This is a genomic window from Microbispora oryzae (genome assembly GCF_017896165.1).
Classification (GTDB): Bacteria; Actinomycetota; Actinomycetes; order Streptosporangiales; family Streptosporangiaceae; genus Microbispora; species Microbispora oryzae.
This window is the reverse complement of record NZ_JAFCNB010000005.1, coordinates 269,178-293,023: the sequence shown is the minus strand read 5'-3', so window position 1 is coordinate 293,023 and position 23,846 is coordinate 269,178. Positions and strand designations below refer to the sequence as shown.

The 23,846-nt window shown below is 70.3% G+C and carries 19 protein-coding genes; 8 read left to right on the top strand and 11 right to left on the bottom strand.

Annotated elements, in window-relative coordinates; genetic code table 11:
• Positions 1 to 309 precede the first annotated feature (309 nt).
• A complete protein-coding gene (locus tag JOL79_RS12245; RefSeq protein ID WP_210155877.1) occupies positions 310 to 3,090 on the top strand; it encodes a helix-turn-helix transcriptional regulator in 2,781 nt (926 codons plus the stop codon).
• Positions 3,091 to 3,123: 33 nt separating this feature from the next.
• Here the strand turns inward: JOL79_RS12245 and JOL79_RS12240 are convergent, their stop codons facing one another.
• Positions 3,124 to 4,674 (bottom strand): FAD-dependent monooxygenase, encoded by a 1,551-nt coding sequence (locus tag JOL79_RS12240; RefSeq protein WP_210155876.1) that lies wholly within the window; start codon positions 4,672 to 4,674, stop codon positions 3,124 to 3,126.
• Between the two features lie 73 nt (positions 4,675 to 4,747).
• Here JOL79_RS12240 and JOL79_RS12235 point away from each other — a divergent pair, with 73 nt between their 5' ends.
• Both JOL79_RS12235 and JOL79_RS12230 read left to right on the top strand, forming a co-directional pair.
• Positions 4,748 to 5,428, top strand: coding sequence for a TetR/AcrR family transcriptional regulator (locus tag JOL79_RS12235; RefSeq protein ID WP_210155875.1), 681 nt, complete (start codon positions 4,748 to 4,750; stop codon positions 5,426 to 5,428).
• A 49-nt stretch (positions 5,429 to 5,477) separates the two neighbouring features.
• Entirely contained in the window at positions 5,478 to 6,518 is a 1,041-nt protein-coding gene (locus JOL79_RS12230; protein WP_372446755.1) for an LLM class flavin-dependent oxidoreductase, read from the top strand.
• Positions 6,519 to 6,651: 133 nt separating this feature from the next.
• Here JOL79_RS12230 and JOL79_RS12225 read toward each other — a convergent pair whose 3' ends face one another.
• The 8 genes from JOL79_RS12225 to JOL79_RS12190 form a co-directional block, all read right to left on the bottom strand.
• Positions 6,652 to 7,038, bottom strand: coding sequence for an SCO5389 family protein (locus tag JOL79_RS12225; protein ID WP_210155874.1), 387 nt, complete (start codon positions 7,036 to 7,038; stop codon positions 6,652 to 6,654).
• Positions 7,039 to 7,158: 120 nt separating this feature from the next.
• Positions 7,159 to 8,094: an ATP-binding protein gene (locus JOL79_RS12220; protein ID WP_210155873.1), complete on the bottom strand. Its 936-nt coding sequence runs from the start codon at positions 8,092 to 8,094 to the stop codon at positions 7,159 to 7,161.
• 103 nt (positions 8,095 to 8,197) lie between these two features.
• Positions 8,198 to 9,748: a serine/threonine-protein kinase gene (locus JOL79_RS12215; RefSeq protein WP_210155872.1), complete on the bottom strand. Its 1,551-nt coding sequence runs from the start codon at positions 9,746 to 9,748 to the stop codon at positions 8,198 to 8,200.
• Positions 9,749 to 9,801: 53 nt separating this feature from the next.
• Positions 9,802 to 10,194 carry an RrF2 family transcriptional regulator gene (locus JOL79_RS12210; protein WP_210155871.1) on the bottom strand — a complete coding sequence of 131 codons (393 nt, stop codon included), beginning with the start codon at positions 10,192 to 10,194 and terminating at the stop codon, positions 9,802 to 9,804.
• Positions 10,195 to 10,197: 3 nt separating this feature from the next.
• A complete protein-coding gene (locus tag JOL79_RS12205; protein WP_210155870.1) occupies positions 10,198 to 11,172 on the bottom strand; it encodes a sulfate/molybdate ABC transporter ATP-binding protein in 975 nt (324 codons plus the stop codon).
• A gap of 5 nt (positions 11,173 to 11,177) precedes the next feature.
• A complete protein-coding gene (locus JOL79_RS12200; RefSeq protein WP_210155869.1) occupies positions 11,178 to 11,960 on the bottom strand; it encodes a sulfate ABC transporter permease subunit in 783 nt (260 codons plus the stop codon).
• 4 nt (positions 11,961 to 11,964) lie between these two features.
• The gene (gene cysT, locus JOL79_RS12195) at positions 11,965 to 12,819 is read right to left on the bottom strand and encodes a sulfate ABC transporter permease subunit CysT (RefSeq protein WP_210155868.1); all 855 of its coding nucleotides are present in this window, start codon (positions 12,817 to 12,819) and stop codon (positions 11,965 to 11,967) included.
• Positions 12,820 to 12,829: 10 nt separating this feature from the next.
• The gene (locus JOL79_RS12190; protein ID WP_210155867.1) at positions 12,830 to 13,837 is read right to left on the bottom strand and encodes a sulfate ABC transporter substrate-binding protein; all 1,008 of its coding nucleotides are present in this window, start codon (positions 13,835 to 13,837) and stop codon (positions 12,830 to 12,832) included.
• A 222-nt stretch (positions 13,838 to 14,059) separates the two neighbouring features.
• Between JOL79_RS12190 and JOL79_RS12185 the strand changes: the two genes are divergently transcribed.
• Entirely contained in the window at positions 14,060 to 15,280 is a 1,221-nt protein-coding gene (locus JOL79_RS12185) for a hypothetical protein (RefSeq protein WP_210155866.1), read from the top strand.
• 461 nt (positions 15,281 to 15,741) lie between these two features.
• Positions 15,742 to 17,754, top strand: coding sequence for an HNH endonuclease signature motif containing protein (locus JOL79_RS12180; protein ID WP_210155865.1), 2,013 nt, complete (start codon positions 15,742 to 15,744; stop codon positions 17,752 to 17,754).
• A gap of 57 nt (positions 17,755 to 17,811) precedes the next feature.
• On the opposite strand, the gene JOL79_RS12175 is transcribed toward JOL79_RS12180, so the two are convergent.
• A complete protein-coding gene (locus JOL79_RS12175) occupies positions 17,812 to 19,218 on the bottom strand; it encodes an LCP family protein (protein ID WP_210155864.1) in 1,407 nt (468 codons plus the stop codon).
• A 190-nt stretch (positions 19,219 to 19,408) separates the two neighbouring features.
• On the opposite strand from JOL79_RS12175, the gene JOL79_RS12170 reads away from it, so the two are divergent.
• Both JOL79_RS12170 and JOL79_RS12165 read left to right on the top strand, forming a co-directional pair.
• Positions 19,409 to 19,909, top strand: a complete 501-nt coding sequence (locus JOL79_RS12170) for a hypothetical protein (protein ID WP_210155863.1) — start codon at positions 19,409 to 19,411, stop codon at positions 19,907 to 19,909.
• 230 nt (positions 19,910 to 20,139) lie between these two features.
• On the top strand, positions 20,140 to 20,742 hold the full coding sequence (locus tag JOL79_RS12165) for a hypothetical protein (RefSeq protein ID WP_210155862.1): 603 nt from the start codon (positions 20,140 to 20,142) through the stop codon (positions 20,740 to 20,742).
• A gap of 26 nt (positions 20,743 to 20,768) precedes the next feature.
• Here JOL79_RS12165 and JOL79_RS12160 read toward each other — a convergent pair whose 3' ends face one another.
• Entirely contained in the window at positions 20,769 to 21,782 is a 1,014-nt protein-coding gene (locus tag JOL79_RS12160; protein ID WP_210155861.1) for a LacI family DNA-binding transcriptional regulator, read from the bottom strand.
• 297 nt (positions 21,783 to 22,079) lie between these two features.
• Here JOL79_RS12160 and JOL79_RS12155 point away from each other — a divergent pair, with 297 nt between their 5' ends.
• Entirely contained in the window at positions 22,080 to 23,831 is a 1,752-nt protein-coding gene (locus JOL79_RS12155; RefSeq protein ID WP_210155860.1) for an ABC transporter substrate-binding protein, read from the top strand.
• The last annotated feature ends 15 nt before the right edge of the window (positions 23,832 to 23,846 follow it).

The following is a 23,846-nucleotide window of genomic DNA, read 5'->3' as shown; positions in this document are numbered from 1 at the left end:
CTCGCCGGGGGGGCATCCCTTCCGTGTCACCTCACCGAGATGCAGAGATACAGAGATACAGAGATACGGAGATACCGAAATGGGGAGTGAGTTGGTCTGATCCTGACGTGCGGCGAAAGCCGCCGTATCGCATGTTTGGGGGATGTTGGGCTCCGAGGCCGGTCCGAAGATCAATTCCTCCGATGGTGTGTTGCGCCCCCTGCGCGCCGGGTGTCTCATGGGCATATGGAGGATTTGTCCAGTCCTGTCATAAAGACTGCTGGTGAGTCCGAATGCCGGGGGGCGTCATGGCCCGGGTGGCGTGGCCGTGTGGGGGAGTGGAAGCTTCTCGTCGGTCTGCTGCGGGCGGCTCTGGTCGGCAGGGGCGGGGCCGTGCTGGTCGAGGGCCCGTCAGGGGTGGGGAAGAGCCACCTGCTGGATGTGGCCGCGACGGCGGCGGAAGGTCAGGGAGTCCGGGTGGTCCGGGGCTCCGCGGACGAGCTCACCCAGCTGATCCCGCTGGCCCCGTTGACGTCGGCACTCGAGAGATCCGGTTGCCGTATTCGCGTCGGCGAGAACGCCGGTATCGCGGGTCCGGCGGACCGGCGACTGCTCATGCTGGAGCAACTGCAGGAGCCGCTGGAAACGCTGACGGCGCACGGGCCCGTGCTTCTCACTCTGGACGACCTGCAGTGGGCCGACCCGCTGACGCTGCTGGCCCTGCGGTCACTGACGAGAGACCTCGCATCCTCGCCGCTCCTCTGGATACTGGCGCGTACGACCGGCGGCGGCCATGATCTCCGCCTCGACTGCCTGTTCAATACGCTGGAACGTGACGGCGCGACACGGATCGTTCTGACGGCGCTGGACGACGAAGCGGTGGCCGAAGTGGTCACCGACGTCCTCGGGGCGGCGCCCGGACCCGACGTGCTGGCCCTGACCGGCGTGGCCGACGCCAATCCGTTCATGCTCGTCGATCTCCTCGACAAGCTCAAGCGCGAGGGCGTGTTCCAGATCTCCGACGGTCACGCGCGGGTGATCCCGACACGGCTGCCGCCGGCTCACGCGGTCACCCGGCAGCGTCTGGAGGAGTTGTCCACACGGACCAGACATCTGCTCCAGGTCGCCGGAGTGCTGGGCCGGTCCTTCTCCGTGAAAGATCTGGCCGAGATGCTCGGCGAGTCGACGGGCGATCTGCTGCCCATGCTGGAGGAGGCCATATCGGCGGGCATCGTCGAGTCCGCCGGGCACGCCCTGGCCTTCCGCCACGACCTGCTGTGGCAGGCGGTGACGGAGACCCTGTCGCCCGCCGTCCGGCGTGCCCTGCACGGCGAGGCGGGGGAGATGCTGCTCAGGCGAGGCGGGTCGGCCGTGCCCGCCGCCGCGCATCTCATCCACAGCGCCGGCCGCGGGGACGTGTCGGCGTTGCTCACCCTGGACCGGGCGGCGCGGGAGGTGCTGCGGTCGTCGCCGCAGACCGCCGCCGATCTCGCCACCCGGGCGCTCGAACTGACCGACCCCGCCGATCCCGGCTGGGTGGGCCGCGTGGCCACCGCGGTCGACGCCCTGACGGCCATCGGGCGGTTGTCCGAGGCGGCGGATCTCGTCGGCCCCGCGCTCAGCAGGGCGCCCTCCGGACTGGCGCATCGCCTGCGATGCGGGCTGGCGTACATCCTGCTCCTGAGCGGCCGCCCGGCGGACGCGGTGTCGGAGGCCGAAGGCGTGCTCGGCCGGCCGGACATCTCAGACGACCTCCGTGGCCTCGCCGAATGGACGGTCTTCTGGGGACTCATCTCGCTGAGCGACCTGAGAAAGGGAGAGCGGCGGGCGACCGCTGTTCTCGCCGAGCGCGAGCGGCATTCGGATGCCGCCGCCGTCGGGGCGCTGCTGATGCTCTCCCGATGCGCCATGGTCGACGGGCGGATCGCCGAGTCGTTCGACCACGTGCACGAAGCCCTGCGGATCGCGAACAGCGGCACCGTGGAGCCCGTCCAGCGTCCGTACGCGCGGCTGATGCTGGGACACCTGCACCGGTGCCTGTGCCAGTTCGAAGCGGCCGACCTGGCCGTTCAGGCCGCCCAGGAGGACATCGAGACCCTCGGAGTGACCGTGCTGGCCGCGCAACCCGCGCTGTTCCGCGCCCGGGTGAAACTGGCGGCCGGCCGGCTCGACGACGCCGCGGCCGAAGCCCAGGCCGGGATGACGATCGCCGACGAGCTGGGCACCCAGGGGTTCGTCCGCGCCGGGCTGTCGATACTCGCCTACATAGAGGTGCGGCGCGGTGACATGGACGCCGCGGTCCGGCACATCGAGAGGCACGCCGCCGAGCCGGGCGAGGCCGGGATGCTGTTCGGATCGGTATTGGGACGATGGGTGGAGGCGGTGGTCGCCGAGGCCCAGGGCGATCGCGACCGGGCGATGGACATCCTCGGCTCCACCTACACCGACATGGAGAGACAGCGATGGACGCTCATCACGGCGCCCCTCGCGGCCGCCTGGATGACCCGGCTGGCGCTGGCCGCGGGGAAGCGCCCGTATGCGCAGACCGTCGTCGACACCGCCGAACAACTGGCCAAGAACAATCCGGACTATCCCATCTTCGCCGTCGCGGGCGCCCACGCTCGGGGGCTTCTCCACGCGGACCCCGAGGCCCTCGCCTTCGTCGCGGCCAATCACCCCCAACGCTGGGAGCGCGCCTCCGCCGCGGAGGACCTCGGGAGCCTGCTGGCCGACAAGTCCTGTCCTATCGGCCATGAGCGGGCCGTCCGCAGCTTCGATCAGGCACATGACGGCTACCAGCGCATCGGCGCGCTGCGGGACGCGGCACGAGTGCGGGCGCGACTGCGCGAGCTGGGCGTGCGGCGCCGGCACTGGGACCAGCCGCAGCGGCCGGCCTTCGGCTGGGACAGCCTCACCGACACCGAACGCGCGGTGGCCGAGCTGATCGCCCGGGGGATGACCAATCGTCAGGCCGCCGCGCGGATGTTCCTGTCACCGCACACGGTCTCCACCCATCTACGCCGGATCTTCGCCAAGCTCGACATCGGTTCGCGGGCCGAGCTCACCCGGATCCTCACCCAGCGGAGCCCTGACCTGTTCACGGACCCGTAGCCGAGCGCTCGTCGTACCGCCGGGAGACGCCGCTCAGGCCCCGCTCGCGAGAGTCGGGGAGGGGACGCCGAACCAGGTGCGCAGCGCCTCCTCCAGCCCGTCGGGGTCGGGCCGGTCGGCGTCCGCGGCCCAGGCCACGCAGCCGTCCGGCCGGACGAGCAGGGCCGCCGGAGCGCCCTCGTCCAGGATCGCCGTGGCGATCGACCGCACGCGGCCGGCGTACTCGTCGGGGAGCGGCTCCACGGCGGGGCCGAGCAGCAGCGCCCGCCCGTCGTGCAGGTGGCCGGCGAGCCGGGAACCGTCGGCGAGCGCGTAGTCGGGGACGTCGCGGCCGATCAGGGGGTGATCGCCCGGCAGGTCGTACCCCTGCCAGACACCCGAGATGCGCTTCACGAAGTAGGTGGTGCCGGTCACCGTCCCGATGAGGTCGTTCACGACGGCCCGCAGGGCCCGGGCGTGCGGGTCGGGACGCATCAGCGCGATCTGCGCGCGGGTCCAGTCGAGCACCCACGCGCCGATCGGGTGCCGCTCCGCCGTGTACGTGTCGAGCAGGCTCTCCGGGGCGTGCCCGCGGACGACGGCGGCCAGCTTCCAGCCGAGGTTCATCGCGTCGCCCAGACCGAGGTTGAGCCCCTGGCCCCCGAACGGCGAGTGGACGTGGGCGGCGTCGCCCGCGAGCAGCACCCGGCCCATCCGGTACGTCGTGGCCTGGCGCGCGTTGTCCGTGAAACGGGTCGCGGTGGAGATCGCCTTCACCACGACGTCGACGCCGGTGACGCGGCGGATCGAGCCCTGCAGTTCCTCGGCCGTCACCGGGCTGGTCCGGTCGGCCGGGCGGCCGGCGAACTCGACGGTCAGGATGCGGCCGGGCACCGGCCCGTGCGCGTAGACGCCGGTGGGCGTGGTGTTCCAGCCAAGGCCCAGCGCTCCGGTGCCCTCCATCTCCGCGAGGGCCTGATACGCCGTGATCTCCGGCTCGGTGCCGGGAAAGTCGAAGCCGGCCAGCTTCCTGACCGTGCTGCGGCCCCCGTCGCAGCCCACGAGCCAGCGCGTGCGGACGCGCTGTTCGTCCGCCGTCACGGTCACCCCGTCGTCGTCCGCCTCGAATCCGGTCAGCTCGGCCCCGCGCCGGACCTCGACCCCCAGCTCGGCGGCGCGGGCGGCCAGGATGAGCTCCAGCTGCTGCTGGGCGACGAGGCCGACGCCCTCGGCCGGGCCCCTGCCGCCCAGCTCGGGGTCGGACTCGTCGAGCAGGCCGGCCGAGAGCATGATCCCGGCGAAGTGGCCGGCGAACCGGGGAGGCGTCCTGATCGGGCCCTGTCCCGCCCCGGCGGGTTGCCGCTCGCGCATGAACTGCGTCATCCGCGCGATCGTCTCTTCGTGGGCCTCCTTCAGCGCGGGGAGCAGTCCCCGCCGGTAGAGCGCCGTCACGCTGGGCGCGTTCAGCGCCCCCGCCTTGATCGTCGGGTCCACCTCGGTCAGCCGTTCCAGCACCACCACGGAGGCCCCGCCGAGCCGGAGCTCGCACGCGAGCATCAGCCCGACCGGGCCACCGCCCGTGATCACCACGTCCGTGTCGTACATCGCGACCCTCCAGGTTGTTACATCGGATAGAAAGTTACTGTCGCTATAAACATATACCGGCTAAAGTGATGCCGTGCGAGAGGAACTGGGACTGCGGGAGCGGAAGAAGAAGCTGACCCGGCAGCTGATCTCGGACATCGCGTCCGGGCTCTTCCTCCAGCGGGGGTTCGACGCGGTCACGGTTGCCGAGATCGCGGAGGCCGCGGGCGTGTCGGCGAAGACGGTCTTCAACTACTTTCCGCGCAAGGAGGACCTGTTCCTCGACCGCTTCCCCGAGGCCGCCGAACTGATCGAGGGGGCCGTACGGGACCGGCCCCCGGGAGAGGGGCCGATCGCGGCCTTGCGGGAGCTGTTCGTCCGGCTGCTGGAGGAGGGGCACCCGCTCGGCGGCGTCGACCCCCGCTACGAGCCCTTCTGGCGGGTCGTCCGCGAATCTCCCGCGCTGCGGGCCAGGGCCCGGGAACAGGTGGAGGCGCTGGAGGAGGCACTCGCCGCCCTGCTGGAGGAGGCGGCCGGGGCCGGGCCCGGCGACCCGCGCGCGGCCGGGGCCGGGCCCGGCGACCCGCGCCACCGGATCGCCGCCGCACTGGTGGCCGGGGCCTACCGGGCCGCCTATCTCACCGCCGTCGCCAGGACACTGGCCGGAGACCCTCCCGAGGAAGTCCGCCGCGACCACATCGCCCTGATACGGACATCCCTGACGGCGGTGGAGGTCGCCGTGGACGCCTTCTACGCCGATTCCCGCGCCGGCTGACGTTTCCGCTGACGTTTTCCGTGATCGGGGCCGGGGGAGATCAGACCCTGTGACGACCGGGACGGGCCGCGACGTCTGTGATATCCGCGACCTGAGGATCGGTGTCTTCCTGATCGGGGCCGGTTTCCCCGGCGCCGACCCCGGCGCGGTACTGCGGGACACCGTGGCGGCGATCGAGGCGGCCGAGCGGGCCGGGTTCGACGACGCGTGGATCGCCGAGCACCACTTCATGACGTACGGCGTCTGTCCGTCGGCTGTCACGCTCGCGGCCGTCGCGCTGGGCCGCACCTCGCGCATCACGGTCGGTACGGCGGTCAGCGTGCTCTCGGCCCGGCATCCGGTCGCACTGGCCGAGGAGGCGGCGCTGCTCCACCACGTGTCGCGGGGCAGGTTCCGTCTGGGGGTGGGGCGCGGCGGTCCCTGGCTGGAGCTGGAGGTCTTCGGCACCGGAACGGCGCGGTTCGAACGGGGCTTCCCCGAGTCGCTCGACCTGCTGTGCGCCGCGCTGTCCGGCGGCCGCGTCGGCGCCGACGGCGAGTTCTTCCGCTTCCGCGAGGTGCCGGTCATGCCGCCCGCCCGGATGACGCCCGTGGTGGCGTGCACGTCCGAACCGACGGCGCGGCTGGCGGCCGGGCGCGGGCTGCCCATGCTGCTCGGCATGCACGTCGGCGACGCCGAGAAGGCCGCCATGATCGAGCACTACGAGGCCCACGCCGTACGACGCGAGGGAGGCCCGCCGCCGCGTCACATCGCCGCGGCCGTCTGCCACGTCGCCGACTCGACGAGCCGGGCGGTCCGGGAGCTGACGGATGCCCTCCCGCGGTGGCTCGAACCCGGGCTGGCCGGTTACGTGCCGGTGGACGGCCGCCCGCCCCCGCAGCGCGATATAGCGAAATATGTCGACATGCTGTGCCGGATCCATCCGGTGGGTTCTCCGGAACACTGCGTGGACAAGATCCTCGCCACGGCCGGGCGGACCGGTCTGCGGCATCTCATCCTGATGGTCGAGGGCACCGGAGTGCCCGAGCGGACGAGGGAGACCATCGCCCGCCTCGGCGCCGAGGTCCTGCCCGCGCTGCGCGCGCGCTGAGCCGCCTCACCCGGCTTCACCCGGCCTCGCCGGGCCTGAGGGCGAGGGACCGGGGGGCGTCGCGAACCGGGAACGACGCCCCCCGGCGACCGCCTGGCCAGCGGTCCGGCTAGCGGTCCAGTTAGCGGTCCGGCTAGCAGTCCACCAGCTCGGGCTTCTGGTTCAGGATCTGCGCCCGGGGCGATACGAACGCCTCGTACGCACCGGTCGCGGCCGGGTGGAAGACCGCCACCCGGTGGCAGTTCTGGAACGCGAGGCGCACGCCGAAGTGCCGTTCGAGGGCGCCGCGCATCGCGTCGCTGGCCAGGCACCGCAGGAGCTGGCCGCGGGCGGCCTCGTCCGGCGGGGGCACCTGGTTGTCGGCGAACTCGGCGCCCGACCGGTCACGCCGGTCCACGAGCTCGCTGATCGTCGCCCAGGCGTACGGCAGCGAGTCGCGGACGCAGGCGACGAACGCCTCGTCGTCGATCTCACCGCCGCGGGCCTGGTCGAGCAGATCGTTCGGAACGGTCAGCGACATGGATGTTCTCCTCTCCGAGGGATGGACTCGACGGTAGTTCGGAGGGGGGCCGCCTCCATCTGGCGCGAAGGCGACACGTGTATCTGGGCTGATAGGTGAGCCGATATCTCGGCCGACGACCTACCCGGTGGTGACGGTGGCGGGGCCGTACACGAAATCCGGGTCGATCTGCGCGGCGAGGTCCTGGCCGGTGGCCCGGTTGGCCCAGGCGCGGGCGTTCCTGCGATGGAACTCGGCCGCCTGCCTGCCGAACTTCTCCCAGTCCTTACGCTGCCGGTCGAGACGGTCGAGCAGCGTGTCGAGGGACCGCAGGTTCGCCGGCTCCAGGTCGGCGAGCCCGAACGGCCGGCCCTGCTCCATCGCCCGTACGGCCGGAGAGTGGGCGAAGCAGGCGATCAGGTCGTCGCCGACCTCGTCGCGCAGGAAGGCCTCGTCGTCCGGCGACTGCACCTTGTTGCCCACGACGGCGATGCGGACGTCGAAGTCGGCCGCGTAGTCACGGTACTGCCGGTAGACGCTCACGCCCTGCCGGGTGGGTTCGGCCACCAGGTAGGTCAGGTCGAACCGGGTGAACAGGCCGGAGGCGAACGAGTCGGCCCCCGCCGTCATGTCCACCACGACGTACTCGCCCGGCCCGTCGACCAGGTGATTGAGATACAGCTCCACGGCGCCGACCTTGGAGTGATAGCAGGCGACGCCGAGGTCGTCCGCGCCGAACGGCCCGGTGACCATGAGCGAGACCCCCGCGACCCGGCAGGACGGGAAGAACGGGTCGTCGAGCCGGACGAGCCGGGAGCCGCGGCCCGGCGGGGTCGTCTTGACCATCGACGCGGCGTCGCGGATGAGCGGATTGTCCCCGCGGAGGTAGTCCTTGATATCGATCAGCATCCCGCCCAGCGGCGGCGGCGTCTCGGCCGCCCCGAGGGCGAGGCCGAGGTGCTGGTTGATGTCGGCGTCAATCGCGACCACCGGTCCCTGTCGCGCCGCGTGCCGGGCGAACAGCGACGACAGCGTCGTCTTGCCGCTCCCGCCCTTGCCGACGAAGGCCACCCTCATCGATACCCCCCGAGTGACTGTGAAAACCGTTATCACTTCCAGTGGGCATCATCGCACAGTGCGACGGGCGTGCGGTGGATTTCCAGCCGAAGGTGTGAAGGACTCAGGAGGCCGGAGGCGTGAAGAGGGCGAAGGCCCGCACCAGGGTGGGCCGCAGCCGGTCCCACTCCGCGGCGTCCGTCGTCCAGGTGAGGACGCTCGTGGTCGTACCCGTGGCGATCACACGGCGGTACTGGTGATACGCGGCGCCCTTGGCCAGATGGCTCTCGGCCGACGCCTTCCGCTGGGTCCAGGTGAACTCCCAGTCGGCGGCCGCCCCAGCCGGGGTCGTCACGGCGCGCAGCCGCATCTTCCGGTACGCGTCGACGGTCGGGCGGGTCATCGCCTCGGCCTCCTGGAGCGCTCCCAGCGGATCGGTGCCGCTCTGCGCGGTGACCTCCACGGTCAGCCGCGCCGCGCCCTTGGGGTCGAGCCACCGGGTCGTGTAGTCCGTGGTCTCCATCGTCCAGCCCTTGGGGACGGCGGCGCGCCAGCCGGTCTCCGCCCGGTGCCAGGTCAGCTTCAGCCGGCGGGCCGGGCTGGGGGAGGGCGACGGGCCCTGCGGCGTGGCCGCGGACGAGGCGGTGGCCCCTCCACTGCCCCCTCCTGTGCCCCCTCCACTGCCCGCTCCGGTGCCCGTTCCAGTGCCGGCGGACGACGGGCCGGGAGGCGTGGCGGCGGCGGTGCCGGCCTTCGGCCGTAGCGCGGCCCAGCCCCCCACCGCGCCGACGACCAGCGCCGCCGCGGCGATCCCGGCGACCAGTCGCGTACGCGTGCCGCCGCCCCGTGCGGGCGCGGGCGGCGCCGGCGGCGGTTCTATCGCCGCGAGCGCCCGGTCCGCGGCGTCGGCGTCGAGCCGCTTGCGCGGGTCGCGTGCCAGGAGGCCGGTGACCAGCGGACGCAGGGGTTCGGGCACGTCGTCGGCCGGCCGTCCCCCCGGAGGGCGCCCGGTGACGGCGAAGAACAGGGTGGCGCCGAACGACCAGAGGTCCGACGCGACGGTCACGTTGCCACCGTCCGACCGTTCGGGCGCGAGGAAGGCCGCCACGCCGCGGCTCGCCTGGACGGGCTCGCCGTGCGCGGGCGCCCGCTGCGCGGCTGGCTTGGCGAACGCGGGGTCGGCGGCGAGCGCGCCGAGCCCGAAGTCGGTGAGCAGCACCCGTCCGTCGTGCGCGAGAAGCACGTTCGACGGGCGCACGTCGCCGTGCCGTACACCCGCGGTGTGGGCGTGGACCAGCGCGGCGAGGACCTTGCGCGCGATCGCGGCGGCCCGTTCGGGCGTGAGGGGGCCGTCGCTCGCGACGATCCCGTCGAGCGATCGGGACGGGACCAGCTCCATCACCACGTACGGCGTGCCGTCCTCTTCGGCCACGTCGTAGACGGCGGTGACGTTGGGATGCCGCAGTCGCTCGGCGTGGCGCGCGGCCCGCGTGACGCGCTGGGCCAGCGGCAGCCGCCGCGTCTCGGTCAGGGCGGGGGGCAGCAGCACCTCTCTGACCGCGACCGGACGGTCGAGCAGGGTGTCCCGGCCCTCCCAGACGACCCCCATGCTGCCGTGGCCGAGGGCACGCACCAGCCGGTATCGCCTGACGATGAGCTGCTCCGCAGTCCCCATCCCGCCCTGCCTCTACGCCTGGCACATTGCACTGAATGCGGAGTCTTCCATAACTAAAGGGGCGGAAGTGAACCACTCGCGATATGTGCCAGGGTGATCTCGTTGAGCGTCGCCTGCTCGTGCTCACGCAGCGCGCCCCAGACGCTCGCGAGCGGTCGCGCCACCCCCGGGAAACGTTCGTTCTCCTGGGCGACGCCCTCCACCACGAGGACCACGTCGGCCAGCGTGATCTCGGTGGGCGGCCGGGCCAGCCAGTAGCCGCCGTCGGGCCCGCGCTGGCTGTGGATCAGCCCGGCCCGGCGGAGCTGGAGCAGGATGTTGTCGAGGAATCTGCGCGGGATGTCCTGAGCCGCGGCGATCCTCTCGGCCGACACGGGGCCGGGAGGGGCCGCCGCCAGTTCCGCGGCGGCCCGGAGGGCGTACTGCGTTCTGGCGGAGAGCCGCATCCGTCACACGGCGCTCAGCGCCAGACGGCGGGCACCAGGCGTGGGTCGCAGCGTGACCGTGTCGCCCGGCGCGAGCCCCAGCCGGTCGGCGAGCTCCCTGGTCACCTGGACCCATGCCTCCCGCCCGTCCTGCCCGTCGACCTCGACCTCCACTCTGACCTCGAAGCCGAGCCGGACGACCCGGGCGATCGTAGCGGGGGTTCCGCCGTCGAGAGGCGAGGCGCTGATCTCGATGTCGTGCGGGCGGACGAGGTCGCCCCCGATCTCGGTCACCGGGCCGAGGAAGCGCATCACGAACGGGTCCACGGGGTGGTCGTACACCTCGGCGGGGCTGCCGACCTGCTTGACCTCGCCGTCCGCCAGCACCACGATCGTGTCGGCCACCTCGATGGCCTCCTCCTGGTCGTGGGTCACGAAGACGGTCGTGACGTGCACCTCGTCGTGCAGGCGACGCAGCCAGGTACGCAGCTCCTTGCGGACCTGCGCGTCGAGCGCGCCGAACGGCTCGTCGAGCAGCAGCACCTTGGGCTCGACGGCGAGCGCCCGCGCCAGGGCCATGCGCTGCCGCTGGCCTCCGGACAGCTGCGATGGGTAACGGTCGGCCAGCTTCTCCAGATGCACGAGCTCAAGCAGCTCCATCACCCGTTCGCGGATCTCGTCCTTCGGGCGTTTGCGGATCTCCAGCCCGAAGGCCACGTTGCGGAAGACCGTCAGGTGCTTGAAGGCCGCGTAGTGCTGGAAGACGAAGCCGACGTCGCGCCGCTGCGGGGACAGCCGGGTGGCGTCCACCCCCGAGATGTGGACGGTGCCGATGTCGGGCCGCTCCAGACCGGCGATGACCCGCAGCAGCGTGGACTTCCCGCCGCCGCTCGGGCCGAGCAGGGCCGTGAGCGAGCCGGACTCGACGTCGACGGACACGTCCCGCAGGACGGGCGTCGTCCCGAACGACTTGGTCACGTCGCGTACTTCGATGGCCATGGCGTCTAATCCTTCGGGCGCAGGAGCTTGGTGAGCAGCAACGTGAGCACCGCGACCAGCGCGAGGGCGGTCGCCGCCGCGAACGCCGCCGGCTGATCGAAGTTCTGGAAGCGCTCCTCGACGAACAGGGTCAGGGTCTGAGTCTGGTCAACGAGGCGGCCGGAGACCACGGCCACCGCGCCGTACTCGCCGAGGGACCGGGCCAGGCAGAGCACCACGCCGTAGCCGAGAGCCCAGCGGATGCCCGGAAGCGTGATGCGCAGGAACGACTGGAGGCGGCTGGCGCCCAGGGTGTGCGCCGCCTGCTCCTGCTCGTCGCCCAGCTCCTCAAGCACCGGCACCAGCGCGCGTACGACGAGAGGCATCGAGACGAATACGGTCGCGATCACCATGCCGGGGGTGGAGAAGATCACCTGGAATCCCCAGCTCTCCAGCAGCCCGCCGACCGGCGCGAACCGGCCGTACACCAGGATGAGCGCGAGCCCGACGACCACCGGCGAGACGGCCATCGGCAGGTCGATGAACGCGTTGAGCAGCCGCTTGCCCGGGAACGAGTGGCGCGTGAGCAGCAACGACACCCCGATCCCGAAGACGGTGTTGGCCACCACGGCCCAGCCGGCCACGACGACCGTCACCTGGAACGCGTGCAGGGCCGACGGGGATGTCAGCGCCTCCGCGAACGGCGCCAGACCTCCCGCGAACGTGCGCCAGATGATCAGAATCACCGGAAGCACCAGCAGGAACAGCAGATAGACGACGGCGAGCGTGCGCAGTCCGTACCTAGCCATGTACCTAGCCACGGCGGTTCCCCCAGCGTTGCAGGAGATCGAGCAGGAGCAGCGCGGCCAGCGCCACGGCGAGGAGGACCGTCGAGATCGCGGCCGCTCCCGTGGTGTTGTCGCTCTCGATCTGGCTGAACAGGTTGACGGCGGCGACCTGGGTCTTGAACGGCAGGTTGCCCGAGATGAGCACGGTCGAGCCGAACTCGGCGATGGCGCGGGTGAAGGCCAGCGCCGTACCGGACAGCATCGCGGGCACCAGGTTCGGCAGGATGATCCGGCGGAAGATCTGGAACGGGCTCGCGCCGAGGGAGGCCGCCGCCTGTTCCACGTCCGCGTCGAGTTCGAGGAGCACCGGCTGGACCGTCCTGATCACGAACGGCAGCGTGACGAAGAGCAGCGCGAGCACGACGCCCGCCCTCGTGTACGCGAGGTTCACGCCCAGCGGGCTCTCCGGGCCGTACAGGGCGAGCAGCACGAGGCCGGCCACGATGGTGGGCAGTGCGAACGGCAGGTCGATGATCGTGTCGACGACCGCCTTGCCGGGGAAGCGGTCGCGGACCAGCACCCAGGCGATGATCGTGCCCATCACCAGGTTGATCAGCGCCACGATCGCGGAGGCGACCACGGTCAGCGTGAGGGCGGCCCAGGCGTCCGGCGTGGTGACCGCTCGCCAGAAGAAGCCGGGGCCCTGGTCCAGCGAGCGCCAGACGACGACCGCCAGCGGAATGAGCACGATCAGGCTCAGGTAGAGCACCGCGACGCCCAGGCCGGTCGCGGTGCCCGTCGAGAAGCGCGGACGCGGCCGCCCCTCCCCGCCCGGTGTGCGGGGCGGGGAGAGGGGCCGTCGTGCGGTGTCGGTGGTCATGCGCCGGAGGTCACTTCTCCGTCGCCACTCCGAGCTTGCGCTCGATGTCGGCGACCTTGCCGGCCGTGTCGAACAGGTTCTTGGTCACCGCGTCCCAGCCGCCGAGGTCGCGGATGGTGAACAACTGCGGCGGGTTGGGGAAGTCGAACCCGGTCACCCCGTCCGCCACCGGGCGGTAACCGTTCTTCGCGAAGATCGTCTGAGCTTCGGTGGAGTAGAGGTACTTCAGGAAGGCGGCGGCCTCCTTGGGGTGGGCCGACGTCTTCGTCACCGCCACCGGGTTCTCGATGAGGATCGTGGAGTCCGGCACCGTGTAGTCGATCTCCTGGTTGTTCTGCTGCGCGAAGATCGCCTCGTTCTCGTACGTGAGGATCGCGTCGCCCTTGCCTCCGGTGAAGGTCTGCAGGGACTTGCGGCCGCTGTCGTCCTGGACGGGGACGTTCTTCAGGAGCGCGCCGAGATAGGCGATCCCTGCGGCCTCGTCGGAGCCCTTGTTCGACTTGGCGCCGTAGCCGGCGAGCAGGTTCCACCGGGCGCCGCCGGACGTGAACGGGTTGGGCGTGATGACCTCGACGCCGGGCTTGATCAGGTCGTCCCAGGTCTTGATGTTCTTCGGGTCGCCCTTGCGGGTGCCGATGACGACGATCGACCTGGTCAGGATCCCCTGCGTGGGGCCCGAGTTCCAGTCGTTCGCGACGATGCCGGCCTTGACGAGGCGGGTGATGTCGGTCTCCAGGGAGAACTCGACGATGTCGGCCTTGAGGCCGGACGCCACCGCGCGGCTCTGGTCTCCGGAGGCGCCGAACGACTGGGTGAACGTGATGTTCTTGCCCTCCGGCGTCTTCTGGAAGGCCGCGATGATGTCCTTGAACGCGGCCTGTGGGGTCGAGTAGGCGACGAGCGCCAGCTGGACCTTGCCGTCCCCCCCGGCAGAGCCGCCCCCTCCCCCGCAGGCTGTGACCAGGGCCGTGGTCGCCACGGCAGCGGCCGCGATACCCCAGAGCCTGCGCTCTCTCATGCCCGCCTCCTAATCCTACTAAATCAGTCGGTTTCGTCGACATTAAAGAGGATCCCTGGTTTCCCGTCAAGTTTGGTTGGTTTAGCGCGATGGACCGTTCCGGCCGCTGAGTGTGTGTCTGTGCACAATTGGGGCTGTTGAGTTTGTTGTGAAATTTCCAGACTTGCTGTGTGGATGAGTGGTAGGAACGTTCGCTAGCAAGTAGCAGAAGGAAGGATCTCCATGCTCGACCCCAGTCCCGAGCACGCCCGCGAGCAGACCGGCCCGCTCGTGCGGCCCTACATCCATGCAGGGGGGCGCTACGGCGTGGAGAGCGACAGGTTTTGGTCTGAGGAGCTGGACGACGTGGTTGTGAACAGGGAATCCGCAGGTAGGGACGCCCGCGGAGGTGACCTCCTGGCCGAGGACTGGCGGCCGGGACAGGGCCCGGCGGATTCCGGTCCGCTCGATCGGGTCGTCGGCGACGGGGAGGACGTCCTCGACGCCGACCCCCGTTCCGACTACGAGGCCGGCTACGAGCCTGGTTACGAGGCCGGTTACGAGGCCGGTTACGAGGCTGACGCGGATTACGGCGAGAGTTACGGCGAAGGCGACTACGCCGACGGGGACCACCATGCCGCCGACCACAGGGACGCCGACCACAGGGACGCCGACCACAGGGACGCCGACCACAGGGACGCCGACCACAGGGACGGCGAGTATGACGAGGCCACGGGCGCCCGGGATGCGTACGTCGACGACGGCGGCCCGGCGACGGACTGGCACGAGTCGCAGCAGTCCTGGCGCGAGCCCGAGACGGGGACCGACCCGAAGGGGTTCCTGGGCGCCGGATGGCGCAACTCGGACGACCCGGAGGAGTTCGAAGCGCCGCGGCGCAAGAGCATCCTGCTCCGGGTAGGCGTCGCGGCGGTGGCCGTCGTCGGCGTCATCTGGGCCCTGACGGCGTGGGTGGGATCCCCGTCGGGATCTCCGTGTTCCGGCGGCAGCGGGTGCACGGCTCAGGCGCCGAAATCGCCTGCCGCGAAGTCTGGGGGGTCGCTGCCCGCCGCCGGGGACCCCGCCCTGGACGATTCCGGTCTGGACGATCCGGCCATGGACGACCCCGCATCCGACGGCTCTGCCGCAGGCGAGCCCGGAGCGGGCGATCCGGCTTCAGGGACGGCGCCGAACCAGGGTGCGGCCCCGAAGGCGTCCGCCTCCGCGGCCCCCCGTGGACACGACTCCACGAAGGCCCCGGCCGGCCACCGGCCGACCGGCAAGCCGCACGTCACCACGCGGCCGGTCGTGACGGCGGAGGACCCCTCCGGCTCGCGGCCCACGCAGGTGCCCACCACCGCGCCGCCGGCCTCCCAGCCGCCCGTCCAGCAGACGGCCGATCCGGTCCCGACGCAGGAGCAGCCCAAGGAGAACAAGGGTGGCGGCCTGTTCGGCTGGCTCTTCTGACGTCCTCCGCAAGGATCGGGCCTGACGTCTTTCTGGGACGCGCGCGTCTGCGGGATCTTCCGGGACGCGCGCGTCCGCATGTCTTTCCGCGATGCGTGTCCAGGCCTGTGTGACGGCTTGTCACGTTTTGTGCGCGGATTGCACCGGCTCCCTGCGAGATATCCACACCCGGCGAAGGCCTCCCGATTCTGTCCGTGACGTTCTGTAGCGTGGCGGTTACGTGAACGAGCTGATGGTGGGGAGGGGGTGTCTCGGTGCCGGCGTTCAACGATCCTGTTCGGGATGGCTCTGATCCCATACGGCCGGAAGGCGCCGATTCTGACGTCGTTCCTCCGGCTTCCACCGAAGGCGTCTCGGCGCGGTCGGCGCGGTCGGCATGGTCGGTGCCGCCGGTGATTGTGGGCACGTGCCTGGACCCGCAGGGTGACTGTCGGACGGGAGGGCCGGGGGAGGGTGGCCCTGTGGCAGGTGCCGTGGTCGGCGATGCCACGAGCGCGGGGCTGGGGCTGTCGGAGGCGGAGCTGCTGGAGATGGCGGCCAGGTGGGCGGCCGCGGAGGTGCCGGACAGTTCGGCGGTCTGTCTTCAGCGGGCCGAGACGTTGATCCAGGCGGTGGATCTGCTGAATTCGGCGATGGTGGCGCTGCTGCACCGGGTGGATGTCACCGGTGAGGCGAAGGAGTATGGACATGCCTCCACCGCTTCATGGCTCCGCTCAGATAGACCGAGCACCCCTGATTTGAGCACGCCCGCTCCGGGGGCAACCACGCCGGACCCGGCGAAGACCGGCGCTGACGTGCCGGGCGTGCCTGGGACACCGGGCGAGCCGAACGTTCTGGGCGTGCAGGGCGTACCGGGTGTGCCGGTGGTGGTGCGGCATGGTCCGGGGATGACGGGGGCGCAGGCGTCGCGGTGGTTGCGGATCTCCGGTGAGGTGGCCCGCCTTCCCCTGGTGAAGGCCCGCTACCGGGCCGGGTCCCTGTCCGGCGGCGCTGTGGACGCCATCACCACGGTGACGGCGAAGCTGACCGATGGGCAGACGGCCGAAGCCGAGCAGATCCTGGTGCAACTGGCCGACAGCGCGACCTGCGCCGAGGTGGCCAAAGCCGGCCGGTACATCCGGGAGATCCTGGACCCCGGCACCCTCGTCGAAGAGTGTGAGGACGACTACGCGTCCCGGTTCCTGCTGCTCCGCCCATCGAACACCGGTGGTGTAGAGGGTGAGTTTCGCCTGCCCAGGGAGACCGCGGCACGGTTGCGGGAGTTCATGACCGCCTACGCCCGGCCGAAGGCCAAGGACGACGACCGGCCGCTCCGCGTCCGCCAGGCCGACGCCTTCGCCGCCCTGCTAAGCGAGAAGGTCTCCACCGAACTCCTCGTCATGGTCCGCCCCGAATCCCTCCCCGACGACATCCTCGCCCCCACCGGCACGCAGGACGCCGCGCCGACCAGCACACAGGACTCTCCGCCGACCGGCTCGGCCCAGGACTCGGACCCCGACTCGTCGATCAGTACAACAGATCCCGCGACTTCGAACACGGAGGCTCCGAACACGCCACCCGGCGCGAGCCGGATGGCCGGTGCGCACAGCACCGCACGCGCGGGCAGCACGGGCAGCACGGGCAGCACGGGCGGCACGGGCGGCACGGGCAGCACGGGCGGCACGGGCGGCACGGGCGGCACGGGCGGCGGGGACGGCGGGGACGGCACGGACGGCGGGGAAGGCGGGGTCGGTGGAAGCAGGAGCGCCCGTGCGGCGCGCGTGCCCGGTGATGCCGAGGCACCGCCCACGGTCGGCGCGCCCACGGTCGGCGCGGTCAGGGTCGGCGCGTTCAGGGCCGGTACAGGGCGAGACGGCCCAAACGATGCCGCCCATCCCGACGATGCCAAACCTGACGATGCCAAACCTGACGATGCCAAACCTGACGATGCCAAACCTGACGATGCCAAACCTGACGATGCCAAACCTGACGATGCCAAACCTGATGGCGCTGGCTCTGGCCACACCGCCGGGTCCGGCGGTGATGCGGCGCGCGCTGACGCGTGCCGCACGTGCGGGCATGCCCCCGACCGGTTGGCTCCCGCTTTGCTGGTCGCGACCGGGCACCTGCTGCCCGTCAGCGACGTCCACCGGCTGGCCCGCACCTCACGCCTGACCCGGCTGGTGATGGACGCCAAGGGCCAGGTGCTGGACATGGGCCGCTCCGTCCGCCTGGCGACCCCGGCCCAGCGCAAAGCCCTGCTGGCGCAGTACGCCACCTGCTACTGCCAGGGCTGCCCGATCCCCGCCGACATGGCCGAAGTCGACCACGTCTACGGCTGGATCGACGACGGCGTCACCAACCTCGACGTGCTGGCCCCCGCCTGCACCTTCCACAACCGCGACAAATTCGCCCACCCCGACCGCTACACCGCTCGCCGCAACCCAAACGGCACCTGGACCCTCCTCCACCACCCCAAGGGACGCCGCCTATGACGCCACTCCGTGCGATGACGGCGGCGAGAAACACGCGACGAAGCGCTCGGCGGCCGGTCAGGAGGCCGTGCAGCTGTCCTGGGTGGCGTCGAACCCTTCCACGTCGTCCAGCGACTTGGGTGGCTTGGTGCCAACCCAGTCGGCACCGATGACCAGCACGATCGCTTGCGTCTGGGCGTTCTTGACCTCGAAGGTGGCCGACTTCTTCAGCTCGCGGAACAGGCGGGCGGCGCGGCTCTCGCCGACGGGGGCGTACTTGATGACCGTCTTCGAGTAGTGCTTGGGAGCCGGCTCGACCTTGGCGATGTGGTAGCCGCGCTGCTCCAGTTCCGCCGCCACCTGCGTGGCGAGGCCCTGGGTGGCGGTGCCGTTCTGGACCACGATGTGGATCTGCGACTTGGGGATCTTCTGCTCGCCGCTCTTGACGTTCTTGCTGATCTCGTCGGCGGCGACCATCTTGAAGAGGCGGTTGGCCTGCGGCTGCACCCACTCGACCCGGCCGGGGTTGGTGACCGAGTAGCGCCAGGGGGTGGTGACGAACCGGATCTGGCCCGCGGTGAGCCCCTTGGCGCTCATGGCGAGGTCCTTCATGACGCCGAGCGTCAGGTCGGGATCCGTGGTGATCGACTTGGTGACGGCGTCGAGGAAGCCGAACAGGGCGGAGGGGTTGGTCAGGGTCTGGCCGCTCATGGCCTTCTTGGCCATGGAAGCCAGGAACATCTGCTGCCGCTGGATACGGCCGATGTCAGAGCCGTCGCCGAGGCTGTAGCGGGCCCGGACGTATCCCAACGCCTGCTCACCGGCGAGCACCTGCTTGCCGGCGGGCAGATGGAGCAGGGCCTTCTTGTCGTTGACGGCTTCGGGAAGGCAGACCTGGACGCCGCCGAGGGCGTTCACCATGGCTTTGAAGCCGGTGAAGTCGACCTTGACGAAGTGATCGATGTGGATGCCGGTGAGGCCCTCGATCGTTCTCCAGGTGCAGGCGATGCCGCCGAAGTTGAACGACTCGTTGATCATGCCGACGTGGGCCCGCTGACCCGGCAGACCCTTCTTGGCCGGGCAGGAGGGCAGCTGGACCAGTGAGTCCCGGGGGAAGCTGATCAGTACGGCGCCGTCCCGCTTGGGGGAGATGTGGGCCAGGATGATGGTGTCGGTCCGCTCGCCGGGAGCCTTGCCATACTTGGCGTTCGCGCCGTTGCGCTGGTCGGAGCCGACGATCAGGACGTTGAGCGCCTTGCTGATCTTGGCTGGGCGGGCGCCGAGTTCCTGCTTGGTCACCTGCTCGTGCCGTACGTTGCCGCTGAGCTTGACGTATCCGCTGACGGCGAAGGTCGCGCCCCCGACCAGCACGCCCAGAGCGGCGGAGACGACGACCCACAGCCAGGCCCGCCACTTGGGCACGGCGCGTGGCGGTGCGGGGAGGTCCTCCGCCGGCGGTGCGGGCCGGACGTCGACGTGACCCACTGTCTTGCTCCTGAGGATCGGACCGGGGTTCACCCCCAGGTCATGAGCCAGTAGCGGCAAATCGGGGAAAGTGTAGCGATCCCGCCTGAATGTCAGCTTTCAAGCGGCTGGTAAAGCCCCCCGCAAGTCCGGATCAAGCGGCTCCCCCTACCTCTGTGACGTACGAAATATCGGAAAGGTTGTATGAATCATGTCGCGCATCGCCCTCGTCGCCGCCGGATCCGGGCTGTCCCTGCTGATCGCCGGAATCTACGGCATCAGCTCCATCTACACCATGACCTGGGGGGTTCCGGTCTTCGTGGCCGGCCTGCTCACGTTCGTGATCAGCACGATCTTCGTGGGCACGGGCCTGATGGGAGGCTCCGGACGGTCGACCGGGTTCGCCGGGCGGATGAAGAACTTCCTGGGCACCGGCAACCGTGACCTGATCGGAACCGGTGTCCCGGCCCCGGCCCTGATCACCGGCATGCGGGACACCGGCACCAGCGTCAACGACCAGGTGGTCGTCGCCTTCGACCTGCAGGTGCGGCCCCACGACGGCGCGCCCTATCCGGTGAGTCACCGGCAGATCCTGCCCCGGCTCCTCATGGGTGCGATCCTGCCGGGCCGTACCGTCCAGGTGTGGACGGACGCGGCCGACCCCACGCGGCTGGCCATCGACTGGTCGGCCATGCCCGCTCAGAGCGCCTGAGCGGCCACGGAAGCGTTCCGCCGGGCACGGGAATCACCTTGACATGTCGGGGGGTGTCGGCGATTCTGACGGTCGGCGTCGATCCAACGCCCAACCTCCTTCGGCCCTCCCGGCGGGGCCGCTCGGCGGAGGCAAAGGGGATCTGCTTCCTCGGATCGCTGGTCATCCGCCCGCCACGGGCTCTTCGCCGGGGACGAGTTCCGTGGTGTCGAGGGCCTGATGACAGCGAGATGACGGAGAACAAGCACTTCAAGCGGCGTGTCCGCGAACGGTCTCGCCGCACCGGCGAGTCGTACACCGCTGCCCTCAGGCACCTTCGACGCGTCGACGCCGAGGAGCGCCACATGCACGACACGCGATGGCAGCGCATCGAACGACCCGACTTCGGTTACGCCGTACAGGTCCCGGGCGAATGGGACGAGCGGCCGCCGAACCTGAAGAACAGCCCGTGGGAGACCGCCAGGTACGGCGACCGGAACGACCGGCGGCACGGCCTCATCGTCTTCCGGCAGCCGATGCGCCCGGGGCGCGACGCGGCCGAAATGGCGCGCAACGTCCAGGGCTCGCTGGAGGGGATCGGCTTCACCGATCTCCGGATCGGCGACGCGGAGGTGGCGGGGCGCCGCGGCGTCCTGCTCACCTGCGCCAAGCACGACGCCGGACGGGTGATGGCCGTGCGGCACTACATGACCACCAGGGACGGCGTCGGCTTCTGCCTCGGCTGCTGGACGACCATCCCGGACGAGGACGACGCCATGTTCGCCGTCATGGCACTGCGCTTCGAGCTCTTCGAGGCCGACGTTCCGCCGGAGGCGCCGGCCGGCGCCTCGTAAGACGGCGAGCGCCGAGGGAATCGGGATCAGTGGGGTGGCGCGGTGCTGCCCCGCGCGGTGAGGCGGGGGGCCTCGTCCTCCAGGGGCGTGGTCTCCCCGCCGTCGATCAGGGTGAGCAGCCGCTGCGCCGCGTGGGCCCCGTACGCGGGGATGTCGCGGGTCAGGCCGGTCAGCGGGGGCCGGACGACCTGGCACAGCGGCGAGTCGTCCCAGGCGACGATGGACAGGTCGTCCGGCACCGCCAGCCGCATCTCCTGGGCCACCGACAGGCCCGCCACGGCCATGATGTCGTTGTCGTAGACGATGGCGGTGGGCCGGTCGGGTGAGCTGAGCAGGCGGCGGGTGGCCCGGGCGCCCTCCTCGCCGGTGTAGTCGGTGTGGAGGATCTGGTGCCGTTCGACCGCCAGAGAGGCGCAGACCTCCTCGAAGGCGGCGTCTCGGATCGCGGTGTGCATCAGCCGGGGCAGGCCGGCCACGCGGGCGATGCGCCGGTGGCCGAGTGCGACGAGATACTCCACGGTCTCCCGGACGGCGACGCCGTCGTCCGCCCAGACGGGCAGCAGTGAGCCCGCGGCCGAGGGATGACCGAGGACGACGACCGGCATGCCGAGGGACTCCATCTCCGGCACCCGCGGATCGTCGCGGTGCAGGTCGACCAGGATCGCGCCGTCCACCCGGCCCTCCCCCCACCAGCGGCGGTAGATGTTCGTCTCGGCCTCGTGGTCGGCGACGACCTGCAACAGCAGCGCGTACGACCGGGCCGCGAGCTCGGCCTCGATCCCGCTGATGAGTTCCATGAAGAACGGCTCGACCCCGAGGATGCGGGCCGGGCGGCACAGGGCGAGGCCGATCGCGTGCGCGCGGGCGCCGTTGAGCGCGCGTGCGGCGATGTTGGGCCGCCAGCCGATCTCCTGGGCGATCGCCAGGATGCGGGCCCGGGTGGCCTCGGACACTCCCGGCTGCCCGTTGAGAGCGTAGGAGACCGCGCCCTTGGAGACCCCCGCACGGTGGGCGATGTCAGCGATCGTCGGTCTTCTCACGGATCCCCTCTGGAGCTGAACCGGTCCAGTGAGCTCAGGCTACTACCGCTACTTTGCCGCGATCCGGACCTATTGACACCACAGACACCCGGATTTTACGGTCTCGGTGCTTATCCGGTTCAGCGGGATGGGCGTGAAGGAGACGAGGTGAAGTGCGCCCGACCGGTCGCGCGATGTGCTGTCGCAGGCGAGAATGCGAACCTGTTTCACGCGAAGCCTCGCATGGCTTCGCCGCCAACATCGGGGCCTGGGAAAAGCACGCACCCCACGCAGCCGCGTGGGGGAAGGAGAGTCACCATGCGGAACCGACCACGGTTTCTCATCCCGCTGCTGGCAGTCGGCCTGCTGACGGCATGTTCAGGTGTCGGAGCCGATCCGGCGCCCGCCCCGAGTCAGGAGGGAGGGGCGGCGGACCAGGGCGCGGGCGGGTCGCTGCCCCGCAACCAGACCCTCTACACCAGCGGCACCCAGTGGGGGCCGCCGTCGAACTGGAACCCGTTGCGGGAGTGGGACTCCGCCACCGGCACCAAGGGTTTCGTCTACGAGACGCTCTTCATATACGACCCGGACGCCGACACGTTCACCCCCTGGCTCGCCCAGAGCGGTGAGTGGACCGGCCCCAAGGAATACACGCTCAAGCTGCGGCCCGGCATCACCTGGTCGGACGGCAAGCCCCTCACGGCGGACGACGTCGTGTTCACGTTCGAGCTCGGCAAGATGGAGACGGTCCCCTATCACCCGCTGTGGAGCTGGCTGAAGACGGCCGAGGCCGTCGACGCGCACACCGTGAAGTTCACCTTCTCCACCGCCAACTACCAGGAGTGGGCGAACCACCTCTACAGCAGGGCCATCCTCCCCAAGCACATCTGGGCGAACCGGTCCGAGGACGAGGTGATGAACGGCGCCAACGAGAATCCCGTCGGCACCGGCCCGTACGCGTACAAGTCGCATGACCAGGACCGGATGGTCTGGGTGAAGCGCGACAACTGGTGGGCGACCAAGGCCCTCGGGAAGGACGTGAAGCCGAAGTACATCGTCGACTACGTCAACTCCAGCAACGAGGTCGCGATGAACCTCCTGCTGCAGAAGGGCCTCGACCTCAGCACGAACTTCCTGCCGGGGATCGGCAACCTGGTCACGGGCGACTTCGGCATCAAGACCTACTACGACGGACCGCCGTTCATGCTGCCGGCCAACACGACGTGGCTCCTGCTGAACACCACGAAGAAGCCGATGGACGACGTCAGCTTCCGCAAGGCCGTCGCCTACTCGATCGACCTCAAGAAGATCGTCCAGGGTGTCTACAGCAACCTGGTGAAGGGCGCGAACCCGACCGGCCTGCTGCCGCAGTGGGACAAGTACATCGACCGGAACGTGGTGAACCAGTACGGGTTCACCCACGACGTCAGCAAGGCCAAGCAACTCCTCGCCGACGCGGGATACAAGGACAAGAACGGCGACGGGCTGGTGGAGTCGCCCAGCGGCGCCAAGATCTCGCTGAAGCTCATCGTCCCGGCGGGCTGGACCGACTGGGTGGAGGCGGCCAGGGTCATCAGCGCGAGCGCCAAGGAGGCCGGCATCGACATTCAGCCGGGCTTCCCGGACTACAACGACCTCGTCGACCGCCGGAACTCCGGCAAGTACGACATGGTGCTCAACAACGACAAGCAGCTGGCGAACACCCCCTGGCTGTACTACGACTACCTCTTCCGGCTACCCGTGCAGAAGCTGCAGACCACGACCAACTTCGGCCGGTACGCCAACGAGCAGGCGTGGCAGCTCACGCAGCGGCTCGACCAGGTCAAGCCGGAAGACCTGGAGGGCATGAAGCGGATCACCGCACAGCTCCAGAAGATCCAGCTGGACGAGATGCCGGTCATCCCGCTCTGGTACACCGGCCTGTGGTCGCAGACCACGAACGCCGTCTGGAAGAACTGGCCGACGGACGCCAAGGGCACGCCCAAATACCCGCCGACGTTCTGGCGTGGCTGGCCGGAGATGGGTAGCACTCTGATGCTGACCGAGCTTCAGCCGGCCTCAGGCGCCTGATCCCGTGCCTCGGCC